Raw genomic sequence first — 20,473 nt, forward strand, 5'->3', positions numbered from 1 at the left:
GGGGCAGGGGATCACTTACGCACGGTGCGCTGTTCGATGCGCTTTTCGAACGTGCCGCAGATGATCCGGTCGACGTAGATGCCAGGGGTGTGGATCTGCGCCGGGTCCAGCTCGCCGGGTTCGACGATTTCCTCGACTTCGACCACGGTGATCTTGCCGGCAGTGGCCGCCAACGGGTTGAAGTTCTGGGCGGTGTGGCGATAGACCACGTTACCGAAATGGTCGGCTTTCCAGCCTTTGACGATGGCGAAGTCACCGGTGATGGACTCTTCCATCAGGTACTTGCGGCCATGGAATTCGCGCACTTCCTTGCCTTCGGCGACCGGGGTGCCGACGCCGGTGGCGGTGAAGAAGGCCGGAATGCCAGCGCCGCCCGCGCGCATTTTTTCAGCGAGGGTGCCTTGCGGGGTCAGGATGACTTCTATTTCGCCCTTGAGCAGTTGCTCTTCGAACAGCTTGTTTTCGCCGACGTAAGACGCCACCACTTTGCTGATCTGACGGTCGGTCAGCAGTACGCCGAGGCCGAAACCGTCGACGCCGCAGTTGTTGGAGACCACGGTGAGGTCGCGAGTGCCTTTGCGCTTGATCTCGGCGATCAGGTTTTCCGGGATCCCGCACAGGCCGAAGCCGCCGGCGATCACGGTCATGCCGTCCTCAAGACCTGCCAGAGCTTCCTCGTAGGAACTCACGCGCTTGTCGAAACCTGCCATATGCACCTCTTTTATTCTTTGTGGGCGGCTGGCTAGCCGAATGGGATGGAGTGTCACGCCGGAGTATTCATTTGTTAAGTTGTTTTTTTGAGCGGATTGATTGATAAAGTTCATCAAATGGCAATCCTGTAGGAGCTGGCTTGCCAGCGATGGCGTCGGATCGATCAACCTGCATGTCGTCTGCTAAATCGCTATCGCTGGCAAGCCAGCTCCTACAGAGATTAGCGCCGTCGGTATTGCATTAAATGGTTATTTTTATCTAGTAGCTTTCAACTGGAGCATTGCCCCATGACCGTCAAGCAGATCCGCGCCTTTCTGGCCGTGGCCCAGAGCCTGAGCTTTGCCGTGGCCTGCGAGCGCCTGCACCTTTCGCAATCGGCCCTGAGCCTGACCATCAAGGCGCTGGAGGAAGGCCTGGGCGGGCGCTTGTTCACCCGCAACACGCGCAACGTGGCGCTGACCGCCGAAGGCGAAACCCTGGTACCGCTGGCGCGCCGGTTGATCGCCGACTGGGACAATGCCGAAGATGAACTGCGTCAGCGCTTCACCCTGCAGCGCGGTCGCGTGACCCTGGCGGCGATGCCATCGTTCGCCGGCAACCTGCTGCCGCCGATCCTCAAGACATTCCGCTCCCGCTATCCGAACGTCAACGTGACGGTCAATGACGTGATCAACGAGCAGGTGCTGGAAATGGTCCGTGACCGCCAGGTTGAGTTGGGGGTGGCGTTTGAGCCGACCCAGAGTTCGCCGCTGCAATTCACGCCGTTGTACATCGATCGATTCGTTGCGGTGGTGCCCCTGGATTCGGCGCTGGCCGAACTCGATGACATCGATTGGCAGACCCTGCTCAAGGAGCCGTTCATTACCTTGCAGCGACCTTCCACCGTGCGGGTCATGCTTGAAGAGCACCTGCAGGCCCGCGGCATGAAGCTGTCGGTGGAGTTTGAAAGCCATCAACTGGCGACGGTCGGACGTATGGTCGCCAGCGGCCTGGGTGTTAGCGCGGTGCCGGCCTTGTGTGCCGGGCAGATGCGCGAACTGGGCGCACGCTGCATCACTTTGCGCGATCCGGTGGTAGAGCGGGCGCTCGGGGTGTTGACGTTGCCGGGGGGAGAGCTGTCGGCGGCGGCGCAGGCGTTGTTTGATGTGCTGAAGGAGGAAAACCTGGGCGAGCGACTGACTTGAATTGAACGGAATCTGTAGGAGCTGGCTTGCCAGCGAAGGCGGTCTGTCGGCCAATACCCATGTTGAATGTACTGGCCCCTTCGCCGGCAAGCCGGCTCCTACACGTTATTGGGGGTCAGGAAGTGAGGCGTTCTGCCAATAAGGGCAGCAGCTGCTCGCACGACCCCTCGATCTTCAAATCCAGAATGTCATCCGCCCGGGTCTTGCCCAGGTTGATCGCGATCAACGGCTTGCCCTGATCCACCACCGCCCGGCACAAGCGAAACGCCGAATAGGCCATCAGCGAAGAACCGATCACCAACAACCCGGCAGCCTGTTCAACGGCCGCCATCGCCTTGGCCGCCGTGGCCTGCGCGACGTTTTCACCAAAAAACACCACATCCGGCTTCATCCGTTCCCCGGCGCAATGCGGGCAGTGCGGGACCTGGAAGCGTGCTTCGAAGGCCGGGTCGAGCAGGGTGTCGCCGTCCGGCGCCTGTACCGCGTCCACGCCGGCCAGGTACGGGTTCCGGGTTTCCATCAAGCGCTGGATCGAATCGCGCTCGCAGAGCCTGCCGCAATCGAGGCACAACACCCGGTGCAAACTGCCGTGGAGTTCGATCACGTCATGGCTGCCGCTGCCGGCCTGGTCGTGCAGGGTGTCGACGTTCTGGGTGATCAACCCGCTTATCTGTCGCGTGCTTTGCAGACTGGCCAAGGTGTCGTGGGCCACGTTCGGCTGCGCCAGGCGCACCCGTGGCCAGCCGAGCATCGCTCGCGCCCAATAGCGTCGCCGGGACTCCGGGGCGGAGAGAAACTCTTGATACATCATCGGCTGCCGGCCACGCCGCACGCCCTGGTTATCGCGATAATCCGGGATGCCCGAGGGCGTGCTGATACCGGCACCGGTCAGCACTGCAAACGGCTGGTCCGCCATGTGTTGATGGAGGCGGTCGAGCTGTTCGTGGATCAGCTTGTCGAACATGTTGTGCAGGCCTGTAGGAGCGAGCTTGCTCGCGAAGGTGTGTCAGACGACACCAATGTATCCGATACACCTTCGCGAGCAAGCTCGCTCCTACAGAGAGGGCGGCGGTGTTTACTTGCGCGCCTCAAGAATCAGGTTGAACGGCGTTTCCGTCGCCCGGCGGAACTGAGTGAAACCCGCTTCGGTGAATACCTTGCGCAACCGCGTTTCACCGGCCTGGGCACCCAGGCCGAGGCCGACTTCCTGGGACAGCGAGTTGGGCGTGCAGATAAAGGTCGACGCCGCGTAGAACAAGCGTCCGACCGGGTTGACGTTGTCGTCGAGCAAGTCGTTGGCGTAGGGCTCGACCAGCAGCACGGTGCCGTCGTCTTTTAGCGATTCATAAGCATGTCTGGCCGCGCCCACCGGGTCGCCCATGTCGTGCAGGCAGTCGAAATAGCAGATCAGGTCGTAGTCGCTGCCGGGGTAGCTTTTTGCCGTGCCCTGGAAGAACCTGGCCCGGCCGGACACACCGCCTTCTTCGGCCCGTTGAGTGGCGACGGTAACGGAGGGTGCGTGGTAGTCGAAGCCGACGAAGCGCGAATCCGGAAACGCCTGGGCCATGATCACTGTCGAGGCGCCATGACCGCAGCCGATGTCCGCCACTTTGGCCCCGGCTTCGAGTTTGGCCACCACGCCGTCGAGGGCCGGCAACCATTCGGCGACCAAGTGGGCTTTGTAGCCTGGGCGGAAGAAGCGTTCGGTACCGCTGAACATGCATGGATGGTGCTCGCCCCAGGGCAGGGCGCCGTTGCCGCGCATGGCGTTGACCAGCTTGTCCTTGTCGTGGAAAAACGACGCGACCACACCGATGCCCCCGGCGATATACACCGGTGAGTCTTCGATGGCCAAGGCCAGGGCTTGCTCTTCGGGCAGGCGGAACTGGCCGTCGCGGTGTTCCATGTAGCCGGAGGCGGCGTGGGCGCTGAGCCATTCGCGCAGCAAGCGAGTGTTGCAGCCGGTTTTCTCGGCAAGGGTTTCGGGGGTGATGGGCTGACTGTCGGCCATCGCCCGGTACAGGCCGAGCTCTTCGCCGAGGATGACGTTGGCGAGCATCGCCGCACCGCCCATGTCATTCACCAGTTTGCCCATGAAATCGTTGAGTCTGGCCTCGTCCATCACGTGTGCTCCTTCTGCAGGATCATGGTCCAGAGGCATTGTTTGGGGAGGTGTTCGCCACTGGGCGGTGGTCGTGGGAATGTGCAGGGCACCAAGCGGGTCCTGCGTGCATTTAGTTTAGTTCGGACGTCATACAGCGCCGCGTCGAGCGACGAAAGCCACATCTCCCTGACGGACACTGGACCTTGTGGGAGTGGGCTTGCCCGCGAAGAGGCCGGCACATTCGAAAGAGATGTTGGCTGACCCACCGCTTTCGCGAGCAAGCCCGCTCCCACAGGTATCGGCAGTGCCCGCAAGGATCGTGTGTATCCCACTGTATCCAGACCCCTTTTTGACACAGTGACCTCTTATTCCGGCACAAGCCGAACACAGTCCCGATACACCCCTTCGATTAACTGTGTCTCATGGCGGGCACCGGCTCGCGTCCTTGAACATCTTGTGAGATCGACGTCATGCACACCCCCGTCACTCCTGTAGCGAAGGCCAGCGTCGGCCTTGGCCTGCGCCGCGGTTTAATGAAAGACCTCCAGGCCGCACCGGCAGGCGATTTCGACTTTCTGGAAGTCGCGCCGGAAAACTGGATCGGCATCGGCGGCGCCCACGGCGCGGCATTGCGGGCCCTGGCTGAACGCTATCCGTTGTCCTGTCACGGCTTGTCCCTGTCCCTGGGCGGGCCGTCGCCGCTGGACGTCGATTTTCTGCAAGAGGTTCGCCGCTTCCTCGATCACTACAACGTGCCGCTGTACAGCGAGCACCTGAGTTACTGCAGTGATGACGGTCACCTGTACGACCTGTTGCCGTTGCCCTTCACCGAGGAAGCGGTGCACCACGTCGCCGCGCGGATCCGCCAGGCCCAGGACATCCTTGGTCGGCGGCTGGTGGTGGAAAACGTTTCCTATTACGCCGCACCCCAACAGGACATGGACGAGGTGTCGTTCACCAATGCCGTGCTGCGTGAGGCTGATTGCGACCTGCTGCTGGACGTCAACAATGTCTATGTCAATTCGATCAACCACGGTTTCGATCCGCAGGCGTTTCTCGCCGGCATCGATTCGGGTCGGGTGGTGGCCATGCACATTGCCGGGCATTTCGACGAGTCCGATACCTTGAAAATCGATACCCATGGCGCTTCGGTGAAACCGGCAGTGTGGTCGTTGCTGGCCCAGGCTTATGCCCGGTTCGGTGCTCAACCGACCTTGCTGGAGCGCGATTTCAATTTTCCGGTATTCGCCGAACTGGTGGCGGAATTGCAGACCATTCGCCGCCTGCAACAGGAGGGTGTGAATCGTGGCTAAGTCGACTCTTTTGCATCAACAAACCACCATGGGCCTGTACCTGCGCGACCCTGAACACAATGCGCCACCCACCGAAATGGACCCGGCGCGGGCACAGGTTTACCGCGACCTGGTGTTCGCCAACCTGTGTTCGCTGCTCAGTGGAACCTTTCCGGTGTTGGTGAGGATTCTGGGTGATGAACACTGGCGTTCACTGGTGCGGATTTTTCTGCGGGACTACCGCGCCCGTACACCGAAATTTGGTGAGATCGCTCAGGAGTTTGTCGAGTTTCTTGCGACTGGGCCTGAGGTATTGACCGATGGGGTGTGGCCACCGTTCATGGTGGAGTTGGCGCATTACGAGTGGGTGGAAATGGCCCTGCAACAATCCGAGGCCGAGCCGTTGGCAGCGGGTGATGCCGGGTCGTTGCTGGATCAGCCGTTGCAGGTGTCGCCACTGGCCTGGCCGTTGGCTTATGCCTGGCCGGTGCAACAAGTGGGACCGGATTATCAGCCTGACGTTTTACCGGCTCAGCCGACGTTGTTGCTGGTGCGTCGTGCCGAGGACTGGAGTGTGAAGTTTTCCGAGTTGAGTCCGTTGGCGTGGCGGTTGTTGCAGCGGATTGGCGAGTTCCCGGAGTTGACCGGGCTTGCGCAGTTGCAGGGGTTGGCGGTGGAGGCGGGGCAGGTTGGCTCTTTGGTGTTTTTCGAGGGTGGTTTGGGGTTGTTGCGGCAGATGCATGCCGAGGGTGTGGTCGGCACTGAAATTTAACCTCGCGTCAGCTCACGGATTAATCCGCGTGGACCAGCCAATCTGGCGGGCAAGGATGAGCGCTATAGAAGCGACGCATTTGCATCAGGTCACGCTCGAACCAGTCACGAAGCCAGCGACTGTATTGCGCCTGCGCCTCGTATTGGGGAACAGGTTGTTGGAGGCAGTCAAAGACGACCTGCGCCGCTTGCATGCCGGTCATCAGTGCCTTGAGTACGCCGTGCGAAGCCGCCGGGTCGAGCACGCTGGCCGCATCGCCAACCGTGAAAAAACCTGCACCTGCAGGCGCCGCGCTGATACGCCAGGACACATCGGCGCCGCGAATCGGGCCCACTCGGCATAATCGCCGCAGGTGTTCAGGAACGATTCGGGACATGGGCGATGACTTGTCAAAACACAGACGCGTCCAGTGCAGCAACTGATCCTCCACACGGGCCACCCAGGTCCAGCCATCGGGGTCGGCCCGCAGATGCGGGGTTTGCTCATAGGGATGGATGCAGCCTTTCAGGTAGCCGTATCGGGCGATCAACTGTGGCGAATGGCGACGCACCGTTGACGAGAGTTGCCGGCCCAGCCAACCCGTCGACCCGCTGGCGTCGATCACGTATGGCGCGAACAAGGGGCCAGAATCGGACTCCAGTCCGATCACTCGTCGGTCGTGGGTCAGCAGGCGTCGGGCCTGGCACGGTTGCAGCACCCTGACGCCAAGCATCGCAGCCTGTTGCAGCAGTACCGAGTCCAGTCGCGCCCTGGCAATCTGAAAACCAAGCCAGGGACCGGCAAGGTCCTCGCCAAAACCACTGAAGCGAGGCGAGCCGTCCCACTGCACCCATTGCCCGGGAAAACGAATCGTCCCTTGGCCACACATTTGATCGGCCACCCCCAGTTGTTGCAGCAAGGGCTCGATGCCCGGGTGCAGGCTTTCGCCCGGACGAAACCGTGGAAAACCCTGGCGCTCGAGCTGCGCTACCCGCAGTCCTCGCTGCGCGCAACTGATTGCCGCGGCACTTCCCGCCGGACCGCCCCCGACCACCAGCACATCAAAGTGATTCACTTGGCAATCTGCCAAGACGATTCGTCGTATTTGACCAGGATCGCTTCTGCACTGACAAACAGGCTCACCTGGCGCTGGATCTGTACATTGCACAGTTTGAAGTCGATGTCCGGGGTCCAGCTGAGTCCTCGCTCATACAACTGATAGCGATGCACCCAGCCGTTAAGTTCCCGGCCGGTCTCCTGCTGTGCAGTATCGAGTTCATCATTCGGCCGCTGTACGAGGGTAAATGACAATATCGGCCACGTATTGCGCCGGGGTTTGTCATTCCCGATTCCCAGCACGTTGTACACACGATGCATCGACAGCACCCGGTCTTCGTAATCTTGCGGGGTAGTGTTGCCGGTCAGTTGCAGCGAGAAGCGCCCATCAAGTGCCACCTGGGTGTAGTCGGTGTATTCGTAGGCGTGGTATTGGACAATCCAGTCCCCTGCTTGCTGTATCAGGCGTGGCCCTCGCTGGTTATCCCAGGCCGGGACGCCGGTCTGGCCGATTTCCTCGTCGGTCAGCGGGATGATGGTGTGCAGGTTGCTCCGTGGTTCAAAGGTGCGCGCCGAGTCCGGCGCCACACCTGGCCAGTAGGAGCCCAGGGCTGCGCAGATACGCACATCTTCGGTAAAGGGGCTGGCCATCTGGTATCCGCTAAGGCAGTCCAGCCAGGTCCCGTCCTCGGATTGTTGTCGAATCTTTCCGACTTCCCAGCCCGGGCCGAAGACGCCGGCTGCAGCATCCGGCAACGAGGACGGGCGCATAACCGGTGGCCGTGGCGGGCCGGGAGACAGCGTCGAGCCCGCCTCACGCGGTAAGGCCACAATGGCCGTGACGCCGCGATCATCCGTCGAAAAGGGTTGATCTTTCAGGCTCAGGTTGGCGCAGTATCGAACATTCGACAACGCCTCCAGTCGCGCATGCCAGATGTCCGGTGAGGGCAGGGTGGGCTCTGTACTTGCCCAGCGTTTAAGTTGACGCTGGCTGCACAGCGGAAAGAAGTCCGGGGCGCCGATCACCGAATACGCCGCTACCGTTGGCAGAACATTCTCCAAAGCAGGGCAACGAGCCCGAACCCAGCCATCGGCCGTGCCGTCATGGTAGTGCAGAGCAGGATAGCCACCTTGCCTGACCAGCTCCGCCACGCCCTCTTGGTCATTCAGGTCCTCAATGCTACCGTCCTCCAGCACCTTATGCCGGCCATGCACCATGCCTGCGGTTTCGGCAGGCATCTGGAAGGACAAGGGTTTGCTCTGGTGATAGGCAAGCTCCACCAGCCTGGATTTTGGCTGCGGGAGTAACAACCCCAACCCTAAGTCTGCTTGCGCAGCCCAATCTGCCAAACCGTCAGTGATGACGAACGGCGGCTGACTGATTTCCGGTTCCCCCCAGCCTGTACCGCTATGGCGCAGATGGATATGCCGTAATTTCTCGTTGATCTGGTACTTCTCCAGCTCAAGTGTCAGGTCCATGCCGGCCAGGCACTGCGTACCTTCGAACAACTTGTGCAGCGGCACCCAGAAATCCAGTTCGGCATCCACATCGACTCGAAAATCCATCGGTCCGAAGCGTGTGGCGTCACCCTTGTGTTGCATGGCGATGTAGGCGCTGTAACGCACGGGCATGACCCTGATGCTGTGTACATCATCGTCTACGAACGGCAGGAAACACCGCAGTTGGGCGTCGTAACGAGCGTCGGCGGTACCGACGCGGGCGATGCCGGTACGGGAGAAACACAGGTCGGCGTGTTCACCGTGCACGGTGTCGCCGGCGCAACGGTACTCGCTGGCAAACACCACCAGTGCCAGCGGCGCGCCCTCGGCCTTTCGCTGGAGGTCTTCGAGTGTGGGTGGGTTCAAGCCATAGACATAATCAAGAACTGCGTCAATTTCGGCAGGTGTCGGATACAGCTGCAGAGGTTGTCCGGCTCCGTCGGCAGTGACCTCGGGAGAGGCCAGCGCGTGATACAGCAGGCTGCGCGACGGTTGGCTGGACTCAATCGCCCGGTTGCCGGTACTGGAAAAGTCATCAAAGCCTGGAAGGCTGCGGTCGATGGTCAACGGTTTGATTAGCTCGGTGGCGAGCGGTTCTGCGAGGATGTCCAGCCCATGGCGCAGCAACAACGAATGCCAGCCGCCAGGCGCCAGTCGCGTGCACGCCCGGGTCACTGATTCGAGCAAGTCCATCGTGGTTTCCCGTTGATCCCGTGTACGGACATTGCACAGGAGCCCGGGGAGTGCTGGCTACTGTCAGTTCTGACAGTGGTGACCAGTGGTCGGTCGCCCTCGGTGTAATTAGATCCCACAGAGGGAGGCGAGAAAATCAGTGAAGTAGCGGCAACTTCAATTCCGCACACAACCCGCCCCCTTCGCGATTGCTCAAGGTCAACGCCCCACCAATCGCTATCGCCAGTTGCTGGGCAATCGCCAACCCCAGCCCGGTGCCGCCGGTGCTGCGGTTGCGGGAGTTTTCCACGCGGTAGAACGGTTCCATCACTTGCTTCAGTTCATCCTCGGCGATCCCCGGGCCACGGTCGAGGATCTTGATCGACAGGTTGCCATCGACCTGTTTTTCCACCCGCAACTCGGCAGCACCGGCAAACTTCAATGCGTTGTCCGTCAGGTTGACCAGCACCCGGCGCAAGGCGTGAGGGCGGGTGTCGATGACGGCTGAACTCTTGCCGGTGAGCTGAACGTCCTTGCCCATGTCCTGATAGTCGAACACCAGGCTGTCGAGGAACGAGTCGAGGTCGGTGCGGCGGCTTTCTTCAGTGGCGCCGTGGATGCTGCGGGCGTAGGCCACGCCTTCGCGTACCAGGTGTTCCATCTCGCCCAGGTCGTTCCAGAGTTTGTCTTTTTCGCTGGAGTCGTCCATGAACTCGGCGCGCAGTTTCATGCGGGTGATCGGGGTTTGCAGGTCGTGGGAAATCGCCGCGAGCAATTGCATGCGTTCCTTCAGGTATGCAGCGATGCGTGCCTGCATCGAGTTGAAGGCCTTGGCAGCGTGGGCGACTTCGGTCGGGCCTTTTTCGTCCAGGAGCACGGGATGGGCGTTGGGGTCCAGGGTTTCGACGGCACCGGCGAGGCGGGTGAGGGGGCGGATGGCGATTCTGACCGCCAGCCAGGAACAGGCCAGCATCAGCGCCAGTTGCCCGAGCAACACGATGGGCAGCCAGGGTGACAGCGGGACCATTGCGGGGCGGACGTCGATGGTCAGCGGGCTGCCATCCGCCAGGTTCAAGTGCACTTGAAAATGTTTTTTCGGCCCGGGGATATCGGTAAAGGTCATCGGGTAGTCATGGCCGATGGCGTCTTTGATCGAGGCGATGGCAATGGGTGCATCGGGCATGTCGGTGCGTATGGGCGTGCCGGGCGACCCCTCATTGAGCAGGTAACTGTAGTTGCGTCGTTCCAGTTGCTGCAGCCAACCGGCCCGCTCCTCGGCGGGCAAGCGATCGAGGATGGCAATGGACGTGGAAACGTCGGTTTCCAGGTTGCCGAGCATGGTGTTTTTCGAGGTTTCGTAGCGCTCGTAATATTGCGCGCCGAAGGACAGCGCCTGGGCGAGGATCAGGCCGATCAGGAAAATCAACGACAGCCGCGAGGCCAGGGTACGCGGCCAATGTAACGCCCGCGTCATGATTGATCGCCCAGGATTTCCACTGGCAGGGAAAACACATAGCCTTCGCTGCGCACGGTCTTGATGTAGGCCGGTTCGCGGGCGTCGTCGAGCAGGCGCTGGCGCAGGCGACTGACCAGCAGATCGATGGAACGGTCGAACAGGTCGGCGTCGCGGCCCTGGGTCAGGTTGAGCAATTGATCACGGTTGAGCACCCGTTGCGGATGATCGAGAAACACCCGCAGCAATCGATACTCGGCACCACTCAGGGCCACCATGGTGCCGTCTTCATCGAGCAGGTGACGGGCCGAGGTGTCCAGGCGCCAGCGGCCGAAGGCCAACAGGCGGCTGGCTTCGGTCACCACCAGGTTCGGCGGCAGCATGCGTGTGCGCCGCAGGACCGCGTTGATCCGCGCCAACAGTTCACGGGCCGCGAATGGCTTGACCAGATAGTCGTCGGCGCCCATTTCCAGGCCGAGGATGCGATCGGTTTCATCGTTGCGGGCGGTGAGCATCAGGACCGGCGTGGTCTTGTGTTTGCCGGCGCGCAATTCGCGGCAGAGCAGCAGGCCATCGTCCCCCGGCATCATGATGTCCAGCACGATCAGGTCCACCGGGGTGGTTTCCAGAAAAGCGCGCATCTGCCGTCCATCCGCCACGACGGTGGTGCGCAGGCCGTTCTTCTTCAGGTAATTGCCTACCAGCTCGCGGATTTCGCGGTCATCGTCAACGATGAGGATGTGATCAACGTGATCCATTGGGCCAAACCTCTGATAAATGGGGATTGCCAAACAGTCTATCGAGCCTGGACGGGGTCGCCTGCCGCCCTTTGTATTGCAGTGTATCTGGCTAGCCTGCGGATACACACGAAGGCAAAAAAGCCGTTTTTCAGCGGTTTTGTATTGCTGTGTATCCAGGCACCGTTCTGATACGTACCGATTGATTCTCGGCGATTCCCGACACAGACGAGATACCTCGCAGGCTTTTAATAGGTTCCATCGAGGCAAACCATATCGCCTCGGATCAACCAACGATCAACCTGTTGAAACCTTGAGGAATCCGCCATGAACACCAAAGCCATCTACGCCGCTTGCCTGTTTGCCGCGCTGAACATCTGCACCTTGTCGGCCCGCGCCGAAGCCGATGTCGCACCCAAAACCTACACCTACGGCACTCAACTTGACATCAAGAAAGTGGTGTCGCTGACCGAGGACACTACACCGTCCTGCGGCGTGGTGAATGCGCGGCTGACGTACCTCGATTCCCAGTCCAAGACCCAGGTGCTGGATTACCGCAAGTTGGCTGACAACTGCAACTCGGAAAACTGAGTGTTGCGATCAACGACCGCTTAATCCATTTGAAACAGGAAGGACATCATGAACAACGTATCCCGCTTTCTCACCGCCATCGCCTTTTCCGTCGCCGGTGCGGCAGCCCATGCCAACGCCGCTGTCGAGCAAAGCGCCTGCGGCAGCAACACCTGCTTCCAGCTCACGCCGGTGGAGGAGAAGGGCACCCAAGGCTTCCTTGCGCAAGACGGTTCCAGCCGGACGCCGCAAGGGCAAATGCTCGCCGAGAACGGTTCCAGCCGCACGCCTCAGGGGCAATTGCTGGATGAGCAGACCGCTTGAGAACACCCCCGACCCACTGTGGGAGCGGGCTTGCTCGCGAAGGCGGTGTGTCAGCCGCATCATCGCTGGCTGAATGTACGCTTTCGCGAGCAAGCCCGCTCCCACATTGATTGTGTGTCGCCCTCTGATTTGTATTAGGTGATCCCATGTTACTCATCGCTTTCCTGGGCGGCATATTGACCGTCCTCAGCCCGTGCATCCTGCCGGTCGTGCCCTTCCTGTTTGCCGGTGCCGACCGCACACGCTCCTCGATCCTGCTGACCCTCGGCGGCATGGTCCTGACCTTTGCCCTGGTCTCCAGTCTGGCCGTGGTCAGCACTGAGTGGGTGATACAGGCCAGCAACACCGGCCGCCACGTCGCCCTGCTCGTGATGGTGCTGTTCGCTCTGTCACTGATCTCCGCCCGGGTCGGCGACTGGCTGGCCCATCCCTTCGTGCTGCTGGGCAATCGCATCGACCCGGACACGCGGAAGATGTCCGGGCCTGTGGCTTCGATCATGATCGGTGTCGCTACCGGGCTGCTCTGGGCACCGTGCGCCGGACCGATCCTCGGGGTGATTCTCACCAGTGCCATGTTGCAAGGCGCGAACGCCGGCACCAGTCTGCTGCTGGTGGCTTATGGCGCGGGCAGTGCGTTGTCCCTGGGCACCTTGATCTTTGCCGGTCGCGGCCTGGTCAATCGCTTGAAACCGTCGATCCCGGTCACTGGCTGGTTGCGTCGTGGCGCCGGGGTTGCGGTGCTGGCCGGTGCGGCGGTGATTGCAACGGGGGCCAATGACCTGTTGCTGGCCAACGCCTCGTCGGAAGGTGTCAGCAGTGTGGAGAAAGGCGTGCTGGAAACCGTGCCGAAAGTCGTCGATTACCTGGTCAGCAAGGTCAAGGCCGACAGCACCATGGACAACGCCCAAGGCGCCATGCCCTCACTGTCCGGTGCAGTGGATTGGCTCAACTCGCCCGCACTGAGTAACGAAGCCTTGAAAGGCAGAGTGGTGCTGGTGGACTTCTGGACTTTCGACTGCATCAACTGCAAGCACACCTTGCCGTACGTGAAGGACTGGGCGAAGAAATATGAAAAGGACGGACTGGTAGTGATCGGCGTGCACACGCCTGAGTACGGCTTTGAACGCATCATCGACAACGTCAGGGCCAAGGTGAAGGAATACGGCATCACCTACCCGGTGGCGATCGACAACAACTACGCGATCTGGCGCAACTTCGACAACCAGTACTGGCCGGCGCACTACATCATCGATGCCAAGGGGCAGGTGCGTTACACGCACTTCGGTGAAGGCAGCTACGACACGCAGGAAAAAGTGATTCAGCAGTTGCTGGAGGAGGCCAAGGCCGGCACGCCAGCGGCGTAATCCGCTCGATCAATGGCTCACAGGCCTGGCCTCGTGGGCCATGGTTTTTTTCTCCTGACCGCGCCGCCACGCCGCCGGCGGTGCACCAAATTCGCGACGGAAGGCGCGGCTGAAGGCGGTATCGGTCTGGTAACCGACTTCTTCGGCGATCCGCGTCAATGAGCTGTTGCTGCTGCGTAACAGGTTGGCGGCCAGCAACATCCGCCATTGCGTCAGGTACTGCATCGGCGACATCCCCACCAGTTGCTGGAAGCGTTCGGCCAACACCGATCTCGACGTGCTGGCCGTGCGTGCCAGTTCGTCCAGTGTCCAGGCATGGCAGGGTTTTTTGTGCAAGGCGTTGAGGGCGGCGCCGACAATCCGGTCGCGCACACCGGCCAACCAGCCCGTGCGCCCTTCGCACTGTTCGTTCATGTACAGGCGCAACACTTCGATGAACAGCACTTCGGCCAGTTTGGCCAAGACCCCTTCGCCGCCGGGGCGGGGTGAACGGGCTTCGGCGAGGGCGTAGCGCACGGAAGATTCCAGCCAGATACCGGCATTCGAACCGCGCACATTGACTCGCACCACAGCGGGCAAACCCTTGAGCAATATGCCCGCCAGGCGCGTGTCGCACGCCAGGTAGCCGCACACAAGGCGGGTGACCGCGCCACCTCCGCCATAGCTCAATTGCCGGGGTCGGCGCGCCAGCACCGCATCCAGTCGCGCACCCGTGGCCGGGGGCAGTCCCGGTCGGGAGCACATGCGATGGGCGTCACCCTGGGGGAAGATCACCACGTCACCCGCACTCAGGAGCAGCGGTGGGTCATCGCCCAGTTCCACGTAGCACTCGCCCTCGGTGATCAGGTGAAAGATCACCACCCGTTCCGCATCGGGCTCCAGAAACGGCGCCGCCGTGTCGGCGCTGGGTGACTGGTAGCACCAGGGCGCGGTGAACCGGGCGTTGATAAAGATCGCGCCGACCAGGTGCACGACGCGCAGGGTCTGTGACAGAGCGTCCATAGGGATTTCCCCGTGGCAGGACTCCTGATTGTGAACGCCTCGGCGCGCAACGTGGAATCTCCGGACGATCGGGCAGGCTTGGGCGACGATCGGGCAGGACGCCAATGCCCGTCGGCGCGATAGTTTGCCCACAGGGTCAGTGCCGGCCCTGCCACCCATAACAAGAAGAGAGGTTGCCATGCCTAAGTTCGTCATTGAACGCGAGATCCAGGGCGCCGGAGCTCTGTCGGAAAGGGATTTGAAAGCCGCTTCGCAAAAGTCCTGCCGGGCGTTGCGTGAGTTGCCAGAGGTGCAGTGGCTGCAGAGTTATGTCACCGGTGACAAGCTCTACTGCGTGTACATCTCGCCGAGCGAGGCGCAGATCCAGGAGCACGCCAGGATCAGTGGTTTTCCCGCCAACCGCATTTCCCAGGTCATGAACATCATCGATCCGACGACGGCGGAGTAACCGCGACCGGACCCGATTCGTGTTTCAACACAGAGACCGTCTCCATGAGTACACCCATTGATCTGACTGCCTTGAAAAACCGCCAGATGGCCTCGTGGGCCAGCGGTGACTACGCCGTAATCGGTACTACCTTGCAGATCGTCGGCGAGCAACTGGCCGAAGCCTGCGACCTGTTGTGCGATGAACGCGTGCTCGATGTTGCCGCCGGTAACGGCAACGCGACACTCGCCGCTGCGCGTCGTGGTTGCCAGGTGACGTCCACCGACTATGTCGCTGCCTTGCTGGAGCGCGGCGAAGAACGAGCCCGGGCAGAACGCCTGAAAGTCTCCTTCCAGGTCGCCGATGCCGAAGCCTTGCCCTTTGCCGACGGCAGTTTTGATGCCGTGCTGTCGACCTTCGGCGTGATGTTCGCGCCGGACCAGCCAAAAGCCGCCGCGGAACTGGCGCGGGTTTGTCGCCCGGGTGGCCGGATAGGCCTGGCCAACTGGACGCCGGAAGGTTTCGTCGGCCAGATGTTCAAGACCCTGGGCCAGCACCTGCCACCGCCTCCGGGTGCGAACCCGCCCTCGCGCTGGGGCACCGAAGCCTGGTTGCACGAGCATTTCGACGAGCGTGAGTTTCTGCTCCAGGTGACGCGCCGCACCTTCAATTTCCGCTATCGCTCGGCGGCGCATTTCATCGACACCTTCCGCGCCTGGTACGGGCCGATCCACAAGGCCTTCGCGGCGCTGCCACCGGACGGCGCCACTGCCCTGGAAACGGACCTGACCGAGTTGATCAACCGGATGAACCGGGCGGGCGACAAGTCGCTGGTGGTGCCGAGTGAATACCTGGAGGTAGTGATCACGCGGCGTTGAAGGGCCATGCATAACCCCTTGTAGGAGCGAGCTTGCTCGCGATGGTCGATAACGATTACGCGTGATTTCTGGATGCACGCGGTGTTTTCGAGTCCATCGCGAGCAAGCTCGCTCCTACAAGGGGCAGTGTTCAGACAAGCTAAATGACCTTCGCCCCCCGCGCTTGCAGCAACTCGTGCAATACCGACCGATGGCAATGCGCTTCATCCTCGCAATAACACCCCACGGCCAGGGACGTCTGATGGGACAGCGCGGCCAGCAGGTCCAGCATTTGGCTGGCAGCGGGCTGGTTCATCTCGGCCTTGAACTTGCGCCTGAACACCTCCCAGGCCCTGGCATCCTGCGCGGCCTTGGCCTCGGCCACCAATTCCGTACTCGGCGACAGCAGCGGCTGCCAGACATCATAAAAATCCCGACGGGCGAATTCGGCTTTCGGTACGCCACGGGGAGGGCGGCGTACCGTGCCCAGGCGCAATCCTTCGTCAGGTCGACGGGGTGATCCGAGTTGAACGATATGAACCGGCATGGCTACTTGAGCCGCGATTCGTCGAACCACTCAAGTGCCGTACGCCACAAGCAGATGCCCAGGAAGTACGCCGACATCAGCAGCCACAGCCCCATCACCAACGGGTTGATCAGCGGATGGTTGAGCACCAGCGACAAGCTGCACAGCAGCCAGATGGCCGTCACCGCAATGTTGATCGGCATGAACCGGCGCACGCGGAACGGATGCAGGAATTTCATCCGGGTCACGGTCAGCAGGGCCAGGCCAATGACCGTGACGAAGGTGATCCACGGTGACGGGGCGATGATGTACAGGCACAGGGCAACCACGTTCCAGGCGGCGGGGAAGCCCTGGAAGTAGTTGTCCTTGCTCTTCATGTTGACGTTGCAGAAACAGAACAGCGACGACACCAGAATCAGCGACACAGTCAGCAGCAAGGTGTAGTCCGGCAACGGGATGTAGCGATAGATGAACAGTGCCGGGATAAACACATACGTCAGGTAATCGATCACCAGGTCGAGGATCGAGCCATCGAAACTCGGCAGCACCGACTGCACATTGGCCTTGCGCGCCAGCGCACCGTCCAGGCCGTCGACGATCAGGGCGACACCCAGCCACAGCAGGCAATGGGTCGGCTGGTTATCCAGCAGCGACAGGGTGGCGAGGAACGCGGTGACCACGCCGGTGGCCGTAAAGCCATGGGCGCCCCATGCTTTGAGTCTGGCGATGTACAGGGTTGAAATCACAGGGGCGTTCTCCAGTAAATGAAGCAAGCCAGTTATCACCCCGCGTACGGGGGCGGTGGCAAACCGGGTGGGGTTGCAGGTATCGACCGGGTATCCGGGAATAAGGTTCACCACCTATGAATCTTAGCTGCGCCGGCAAAAAATACCCCGGATTAATCCGCGGTAGCGAGGGCACGTCAGCCCAACGGTGCTGGCACATTCGCCGACGGGGGCTATCGTTGCCTGACTGGATGAACCCCCTGCAAAAGAGGACAAGCGTCATGAACACCAGCGATTTGCTCGAACAATTATTGCGCGCCGGTCAGGGCTCGATGGCGCAACAGGGCGGCGCTGGCGCGTCGGCCCAAGGCGGGCTCGGCGACCTGGGTGGATTGCTCGGCGGGTTGTTGGGCGGTGGTGCTGGTGGTGGTGGCGCAGGGTTGGGCGGATTGCTCGGTGGTTTGCTCGGCGGCGGTTCGCCGATGGGTGGTGCGCCACAAAGTCGTTCCGGTGGCGGTGCCAATTATGCGGCGCTGGCGTCCCTCGGCATGATGGCGTTCCAGGCGTACCAGGCCTGGCAACGCAGTCAGGCGTCGGCACCGCAAGAAGCACCGCGCACGGTGGACTTGCTGGCCGGCCCGGAGGCCGAGGAGCACAGCCATGCGATCCTGCGGGCATTGATTGCGGCGGCCAAGGCCGACGGCCGGATCGATGACGCCGAGAAGCAGATGATCAGCGCTGAAATCGGGCGTCACACCGACGATCCGCAATTGCAGCAATGGCTGGACGATGAAGTCGCCAGGCCACTGGATGCCAATGACGTCGCGCAATCGGCCACCGACCCTGGAATGGCCTCGGAGATGTACCTGGCCAGCGTCATGCTGGTGGACGACCAGCAGGACGCCGAGCGTAATTATCTGGATGAACTGGCGGCGGCATTGCAGATCGAGCCGGAGCTGCAATTGCATCTGGAGCAGCAAGCCAGGGGCTGTGCCTGAATTGGCGTCGGAGGCAGAAACGTAACGCCCCCCGTGAGTGGAGCGGTACAAGTCTCGGCAGGTGATCACCACCGGGATGCGCCGGCGGGTCGGGATGAAAAAACAGCTCAGGCCGGACTCCATGTGGCGAGGGAACAAGCTCCCTCGCCACAAGAGCGTGTTACTTCAGGAACGCCTGGAAGTCGGTACCCATTTTGTCGATCGCCGCCTTGAAGTCCTTGGCGGTAACCTTTTGGCTCTCATTTTCCAGGGCGGTGCCAAACACCTTGCGTACCACTTTGGCCACGGTCTGGTTGCTCTTCGCGTCGATGAACTCGGCTTCGATGAACAGGATGGTGTCCTGGTCACGGTGACCGGTGGCGGCCTGTGTTGCCCCGACTACGGCTGCGATGGGGACCACTTCATACCACTTCATGCCTTCGTTTTCGGCGCTGACCCCGGTAATCGCCGCACGCATGATCAGGGACCGGGAACCCGCCGGTGCGGAGGAGGAATTGGACACTACGCGGTATTTCTGACCCAGCGTGGCCTTGGCCTTGTTGGTCATGTAGTTCTGAATGTCGGCCAGCGTCTGCTGGTTGACCCGCTCATTGGGTTTGGGCGCTGGATACAGTTCCAGTTTATTGAACACCACGGTGTCATAAGCATTCGCGTTCCACGAAGGGCTGACCCAGCGCATCGCGGTTCCGCCGCTAGGCGTCTGGACTTCCTGCAGGTTGTTGTAGTTGGACAGGAAACCTGAGTATTGCGCCTTCTCAGTCACTTTCGAGGTGCAACCGCCAAGCAACAGACCGGCCAGCGCAGCGCCGACGAGCAGTTTTCGGGACAGATTCATAGTGGTGTGTACTCCTTGGATGAAATCGTCGTTCTTTCGTTTGCAGGACATCAGAAGCGCCAGGTCATATTCCCGGCCAAGGCTTGAATCCAGGCATTGTCGAATTGACCGGAAATTCGATTGCCCGATACAGACTTGGCCTGGTCAACCGGCATGTCGCCGAGCCAGACCATGGCCCAACTGACGTTGATATCGGTGTCCTTGTTCAGAGCATAGGTGGCTCCTGTTGCAATGCGCCAGGATTCGTTCATCGGCACCACCACGCTGCGATGGCTGTCCGAGACGGCGCTGCTGTCGTAGGCCACACCGAAGTTCCACAACCACTGCTCGGTGGCCTGGTATTGCGCACCCAGGGAGAGGTGCCAGGTGTCCTTGAAGCCGGCGTCGACCGTTGTCGATTGCGCTCCAAATGCCGTGGTGTCGACCTCCACGGCGATGTCGCCGAACTCGGACCAATCCTGCCAGTTGGCCGAGGCCAGCAACGCCCATTGCCGGTCGAGTTGCTGGAACAGGCTCAGGGTGACGGTTTGCGGCACCTTCATGTCGAGTTCGGTGTCGGTGTTGTTGACGCGCTCGAGCAGACGTCCATCACCCTTCACATCGAGCCGGTCCTTGAAGTCCAGGTCGACCTGGCTGGTGTAGGTCAGGCCGATGCGCGTGCCGGGTTGCGGAGCGTAGATCACGCCCACGTTGGCGCCATAGCCCCAGGTGTTGTCCCTGTACTTGAATTGGCCGTCAGAGCGGTCAGTGAAGCCGAAAGGGGAGCGGTCGATGGCGGTGTCTGCCTTCAACATGCCGTACATGGCCTTGATGCCCAGGCCGACCGACCACTGCTCGTTGAAGCGATAAGCCACGCTCGGTACCAGCGACAGGCCGAGCAGGCTGGAGTTCTGCGTGAAGTAGCGGCCTGACCAATCGTTGTCGTAGTTGACCGCCAACCCGAAGTCGCCGTACTGGCCGAAACCGACGCTCCAGTGTTCGTCCAGTTCATGGCTGATGAAGAAACTGCCACCGGGAATCGGATCGAGGGCATTGCCACTGCCGCTGCCCTGGACGCTGGTGCCGGCGTCGCGGTCGAAGCTCAGGTCGCCGTACAGAACCTGCAAGCCGGCGGTGATTTGCGTGCCCGGCAGGTAGCTCATGCCCGCAGGGTTGCTGGCGATGGTCGAGGGACCTTGGGCGCGGGCAGCGGCACCGGCGTTGGCCAGGCCGGTGTTATCGGTGCCGATTTCATAGAGCATGATGCCGCCGGCCCAGGCTGGCTGGCAGCACAGGGCAAGTAGCGTACAGGCAGGTAGAGCCAGTGTGCATGTGCGCATGTAACTACCTCAGCAAATGTCCATTTCGAATGTGGGTGGCCTGTGCCGGCCACCCATGGTTTCGGC

General features: G+C 61.3%; 21 protein-coding genes. 9 read left to right on the forward strand and 12 right to left on the reverse strand.

Annotated elements, in window-relative coordinates; all coding sequences use genetic code 11:
* Nucleotides 1-11: 11 nt before the first annotated feature.
* Nucleotides 12-710: a CoA transferase subunit A gene (locus tag AC07XF_RS01475; protein ID WP_495025104.1), complete on the reverse strand. Its 699-nt coding sequence runs from the start codon at nucleotides 708-710 to the stop codon at nucleotides 12-14.
* Nucleotides 711-998: 288 nt separating this feature from the next.
* On the opposite strand from AC07XF_RS01475, the gene AC07XF_RS01480 reads away from it, so the two are divergent.
* On the forward strand, nucleotides 999-1,895 hold the full coding sequence (locus tag AC07XF_RS01480) for a LysR family transcriptional regulator (protein ID WP_495025105.1): 897 nt from the start codon (nucleotides 999-1,001) through the stop codon (nucleotides 1,893-1,895).
* Nucleotides 1,896-2,010: 115 nt separating this feature from the next.
* Here AC07XF_RS01480 and AC07XF_RS01485 read toward each other — a convergent pair whose 3' ends face one another.
* Together AC07XF_RS01485 and AC07XF_RS01490 are read right to left on the reverse strand one after the other, a co-directional pair.
* The gene (locus AC07XF_RS01485; protein WP_495025106.1) at nucleotides 2,011-2,859 is read right to left on the reverse strand and encodes an NAD-dependent protein deacetylase; all 849 of its coding nucleotides are present in this window, start codon (nucleotides 2,857-2,859) and stop codon (nucleotides 2,011-2,013) included.
* 111 nt (nucleotides 2,860-2,970) lie between these two features.
* Complete coding sequence (locus AC07XF_RS01490) at nucleotides 2,971-4,017, reverse strand: class I SAM-dependent methyltransferase (protein WP_495025107.1); 1,047 nt, start codon at nucleotides 4,015-4,017, stop codon at nucleotides 2,971-2,973.
* Nucleotides 4,018-4,469: 452 nt separating this feature from the next.
* Between AC07XF_RS01490 and AC07XF_RS01495 the strand changes: the two genes are divergently transcribed.
* Nucleotides 4,470-5,312: an HvfB family MNIO-type RiPP peptide maturase gene (locus tag AC07XF_RS01495; protein WP_495025108.1), complete on the forward strand. Its 843-nt coding sequence runs from the start codon at nucleotides 4,470-4,472 to the stop codon at nucleotides 5,310-5,312.
* Entirely contained in the window at nucleotides 5,305-6,063 is a 759-nt protein-coding gene (locus AC07XF_RS01500; RefSeq protein ID WP_495025109.1) for an HvfC family RiPP maturation protein, read from the forward strand. The genes AC07XF_RS01495 and AC07XF_RS01500 overlap by 8 nt, the downstream gene beginning before the upstream one ends.
* 19 nt (nucleotides 6,064-6,082) lie before the next feature.
* Here AC07XF_RS01500 and AC07XF_RS01505 read toward each other — a convergent pair whose 3' ends face one another.
* The 4 genes from AC07XF_RS01505 to AC07XF_RS01520 all read right to left on the reverse strand — a co-directional run bounded on the left by AC07XF_RS01505 (nucleotide 6,083) and on the right by AC07XF_RS01520 (nucleotide 11,481).
* Complete coding sequence (locus AC07XF_RS01505; protein WP_495025110.1) at nucleotides 6,083-7,117, reverse strand: NAD(P)/FAD-dependent oxidoreductase; 1,035 nt, start codon at nucleotides 7,115-7,117, stop codon at nucleotides 6,083-6,085.
* A complete protein-coding gene (locus AC07XF_RS01510) occupies nucleotides 7,114-9,291 on the reverse strand; it encodes a hypothetical protein (RefSeq protein ID WP_495025111.1) in 2,178 nt (725 codons plus the stop codon). The genes AC07XF_RS01505 and AC07XF_RS01510 overlap by 4 nt, the downstream gene beginning before the upstream one ends.
* A 136-nt stretch (nucleotides 9,292-9,427) precedes the next feature.
* Complete coding sequence (locus AC07XF_RS01515) at nucleotides 9,428-10,744, reverse strand: ATP-binding protein (RefSeq protein ID WP_495025112.1); 1,317 nt, start codon at nucleotides 10,742-10,744, stop codon at nucleotides 9,428-9,430.
* Nucleotides 10,741-11,481 carry a response regulator gene (locus AC07XF_RS01520; RefSeq protein WP_007978356.1) on the reverse strand — a complete coding sequence of 247 codons (741 nt, stop codon included), beginning with the start codon at nucleotides 11,479-11,481 and terminating at the stop codon, nucleotides 10,741-10,743. Before AC07XF_RS01520 ends, AC07XF_RS01515 begins: the two co-directional genes overlap by 4 nt.
* A 306-nt stretch (nucleotides 11,482-11,787) precedes the next feature.
* Between AC07XF_RS01520 and AC07XF_RS01525 the strand changes: the two genes are divergently transcribed.
* The 3 genes from AC07XF_RS01525 to AC07XF_RS01535 all read left to right on the forward strand — a co-directional run bounded on the left by AC07XF_RS01525 (nucleotide 11,788) and on the right by AC07XF_RS01535 (nucleotide 13,718).
* Nucleotides 11,788-12,051: a DUF2790 domain-containing protein gene (locus AC07XF_RS01525; RefSeq protein WP_495025113.1), complete on the forward strand. Its 264-nt coding sequence runs from the start codon at nucleotides 11,788-11,790 to the stop codon at nucleotides 12,049-12,051.
* 48 nt (nucleotides 12,052-12,099) lie between these two features.
* Complete coding sequence (locus tag AC07XF_RS01530) at nucleotides 12,100-12,354, forward strand: hypothetical protein (protein ID WP_495025114.1); 255 nt, start codon at nucleotides 12,100-12,102, stop codon at nucleotides 12,352-12,354.
* A gap of 146 nt (nucleotides 12,355-12,500) precedes the next feature.
* Complete coding sequence (locus AC07XF_RS01535; protein ID WP_495025115.1) at nucleotides 12,501-13,718, forward strand: cytochrome c biogenesis protein DipZ; 1,218 nt, start codon at nucleotides 12,501-12,503, stop codon at nucleotides 13,716-13,718.
* Between the two features lie 9 nt (nucleotides 13,719-13,727).
* Here the strand turns inward: AC07XF_RS01535 and AC07XF_RS01540 are convergent, their stop codons facing one another.
* Nucleotides 13,728-14,720, reverse strand: a complete 993-nt coding sequence (locus AC07XF_RS01540) for an AraC family transcriptional regulator (protein ID WP_495025116.1) — start codon at nucleotides 14,718-14,720, stop codon at nucleotides 13,728-13,730.
* A 178-nt stretch (nucleotides 14,721-14,898) separates the two neighbouring features.
* On the opposite strand from AC07XF_RS01540, the gene AC07XF_RS01545 reads away from it, so the two are divergent.
* Nucleotides 14,899-15,168, forward strand: a complete 270-nt coding sequence (locus AC07XF_RS01545) for a DUF4242 domain-containing protein (protein ID WP_007995963.1) — start codon at nucleotides 14,899-14,901, stop codon at nucleotides 15,166-15,168.
* 44 nt (nucleotides 15,169-15,212) lie between these two features.
* Nucleotides 15,213-16,025 (forward strand): class I SAM-dependent methyltransferase, encoded by an 813-nt coding sequence (locus tag AC07XF_RS01550; protein ID WP_495025117.1) that lies wholly within the window; start codon nucleotides 15,213-15,215, stop codon nucleotides 16,023-16,025.
* A gap of 139 nt (nucleotides 16,026-16,164) precedes the next feature.
* On the opposite strand, the gene AC07XF_RS01555 is transcribed toward AC07XF_RS01550, so the two are convergent.
* Entirely contained in the window at nucleotides 16,165-16,551 is a 387-nt protein-coding gene (locus AC07XF_RS01555; RefSeq protein ID WP_495025118.1) for a DUF488 domain-containing protein, read from the reverse strand.
* A 2-nt stretch (nucleotides 16,552-16,553) separates the two neighbouring features.
* The gene (gene pcsA / locus AC07XF_RS01560) at nucleotides 16,554-17,276 is read right to left on the reverse strand and encodes a phosphatidylcholine synthase (RefSeq protein ID WP_495025119.1); all 723 of its coding nucleotides are present in this window, start codon (nucleotides 17,274-17,276) and stop codon (nucleotides 16,554-16,556) included.
* A gap of 260 nt (nucleotides 17,277-17,536) precedes the next feature.
* Here pcsA and AC07XF_RS01565 point away from each other — a divergent pair, with 260 nt between their 5' ends.
* Nucleotides 17,537-18,253 (forward strand): tellurite resistance TerB family protein, encoded by a 717-nt coding sequence (locus AC07XF_RS01565; RefSeq protein ID WP_495025120.1) that lies wholly within the window; start codon nucleotides 17,537-17,539, stop codon nucleotides 18,251-18,253.
* 160 nt (nucleotides 18,254-18,413) lie between these two features.
* Here the strand turns inward: AC07XF_RS01565 and AC07XF_RS01570 are convergent, their stop codons facing one another.
* On the reverse strand, nucleotides 18,414-19,088 hold the full coding sequence (locus tag AC07XF_RS01570; protein ID WP_495025121.1) for a DUF3313 domain-containing protein: 675 nt from the start codon (nucleotides 19,086-19,088) through the stop codon (nucleotides 18,414-18,416).
* Between the two features lie 50 nt (nucleotides 19,089-19,138).
* Nucleotides 19,139-20,407 carry an OmpP1/FadL family transporter gene (locus AC07XF_RS01575; RefSeq protein ID WP_495025122.1) on the reverse strand — a complete coding sequence of 423 codons (1,269 nt, stop codon included), beginning with the start codon at nucleotides 20,405-20,407 and terminating at the stop codon, nucleotides 19,139-19,141.
* Nucleotides 20,408-20,473 lie beyond the last annotated feature (66 nt).

The sequence above is a fragment of the Pseudomonas sp. GW821-FHT01C01 genome (assembly GCF_059422645.1).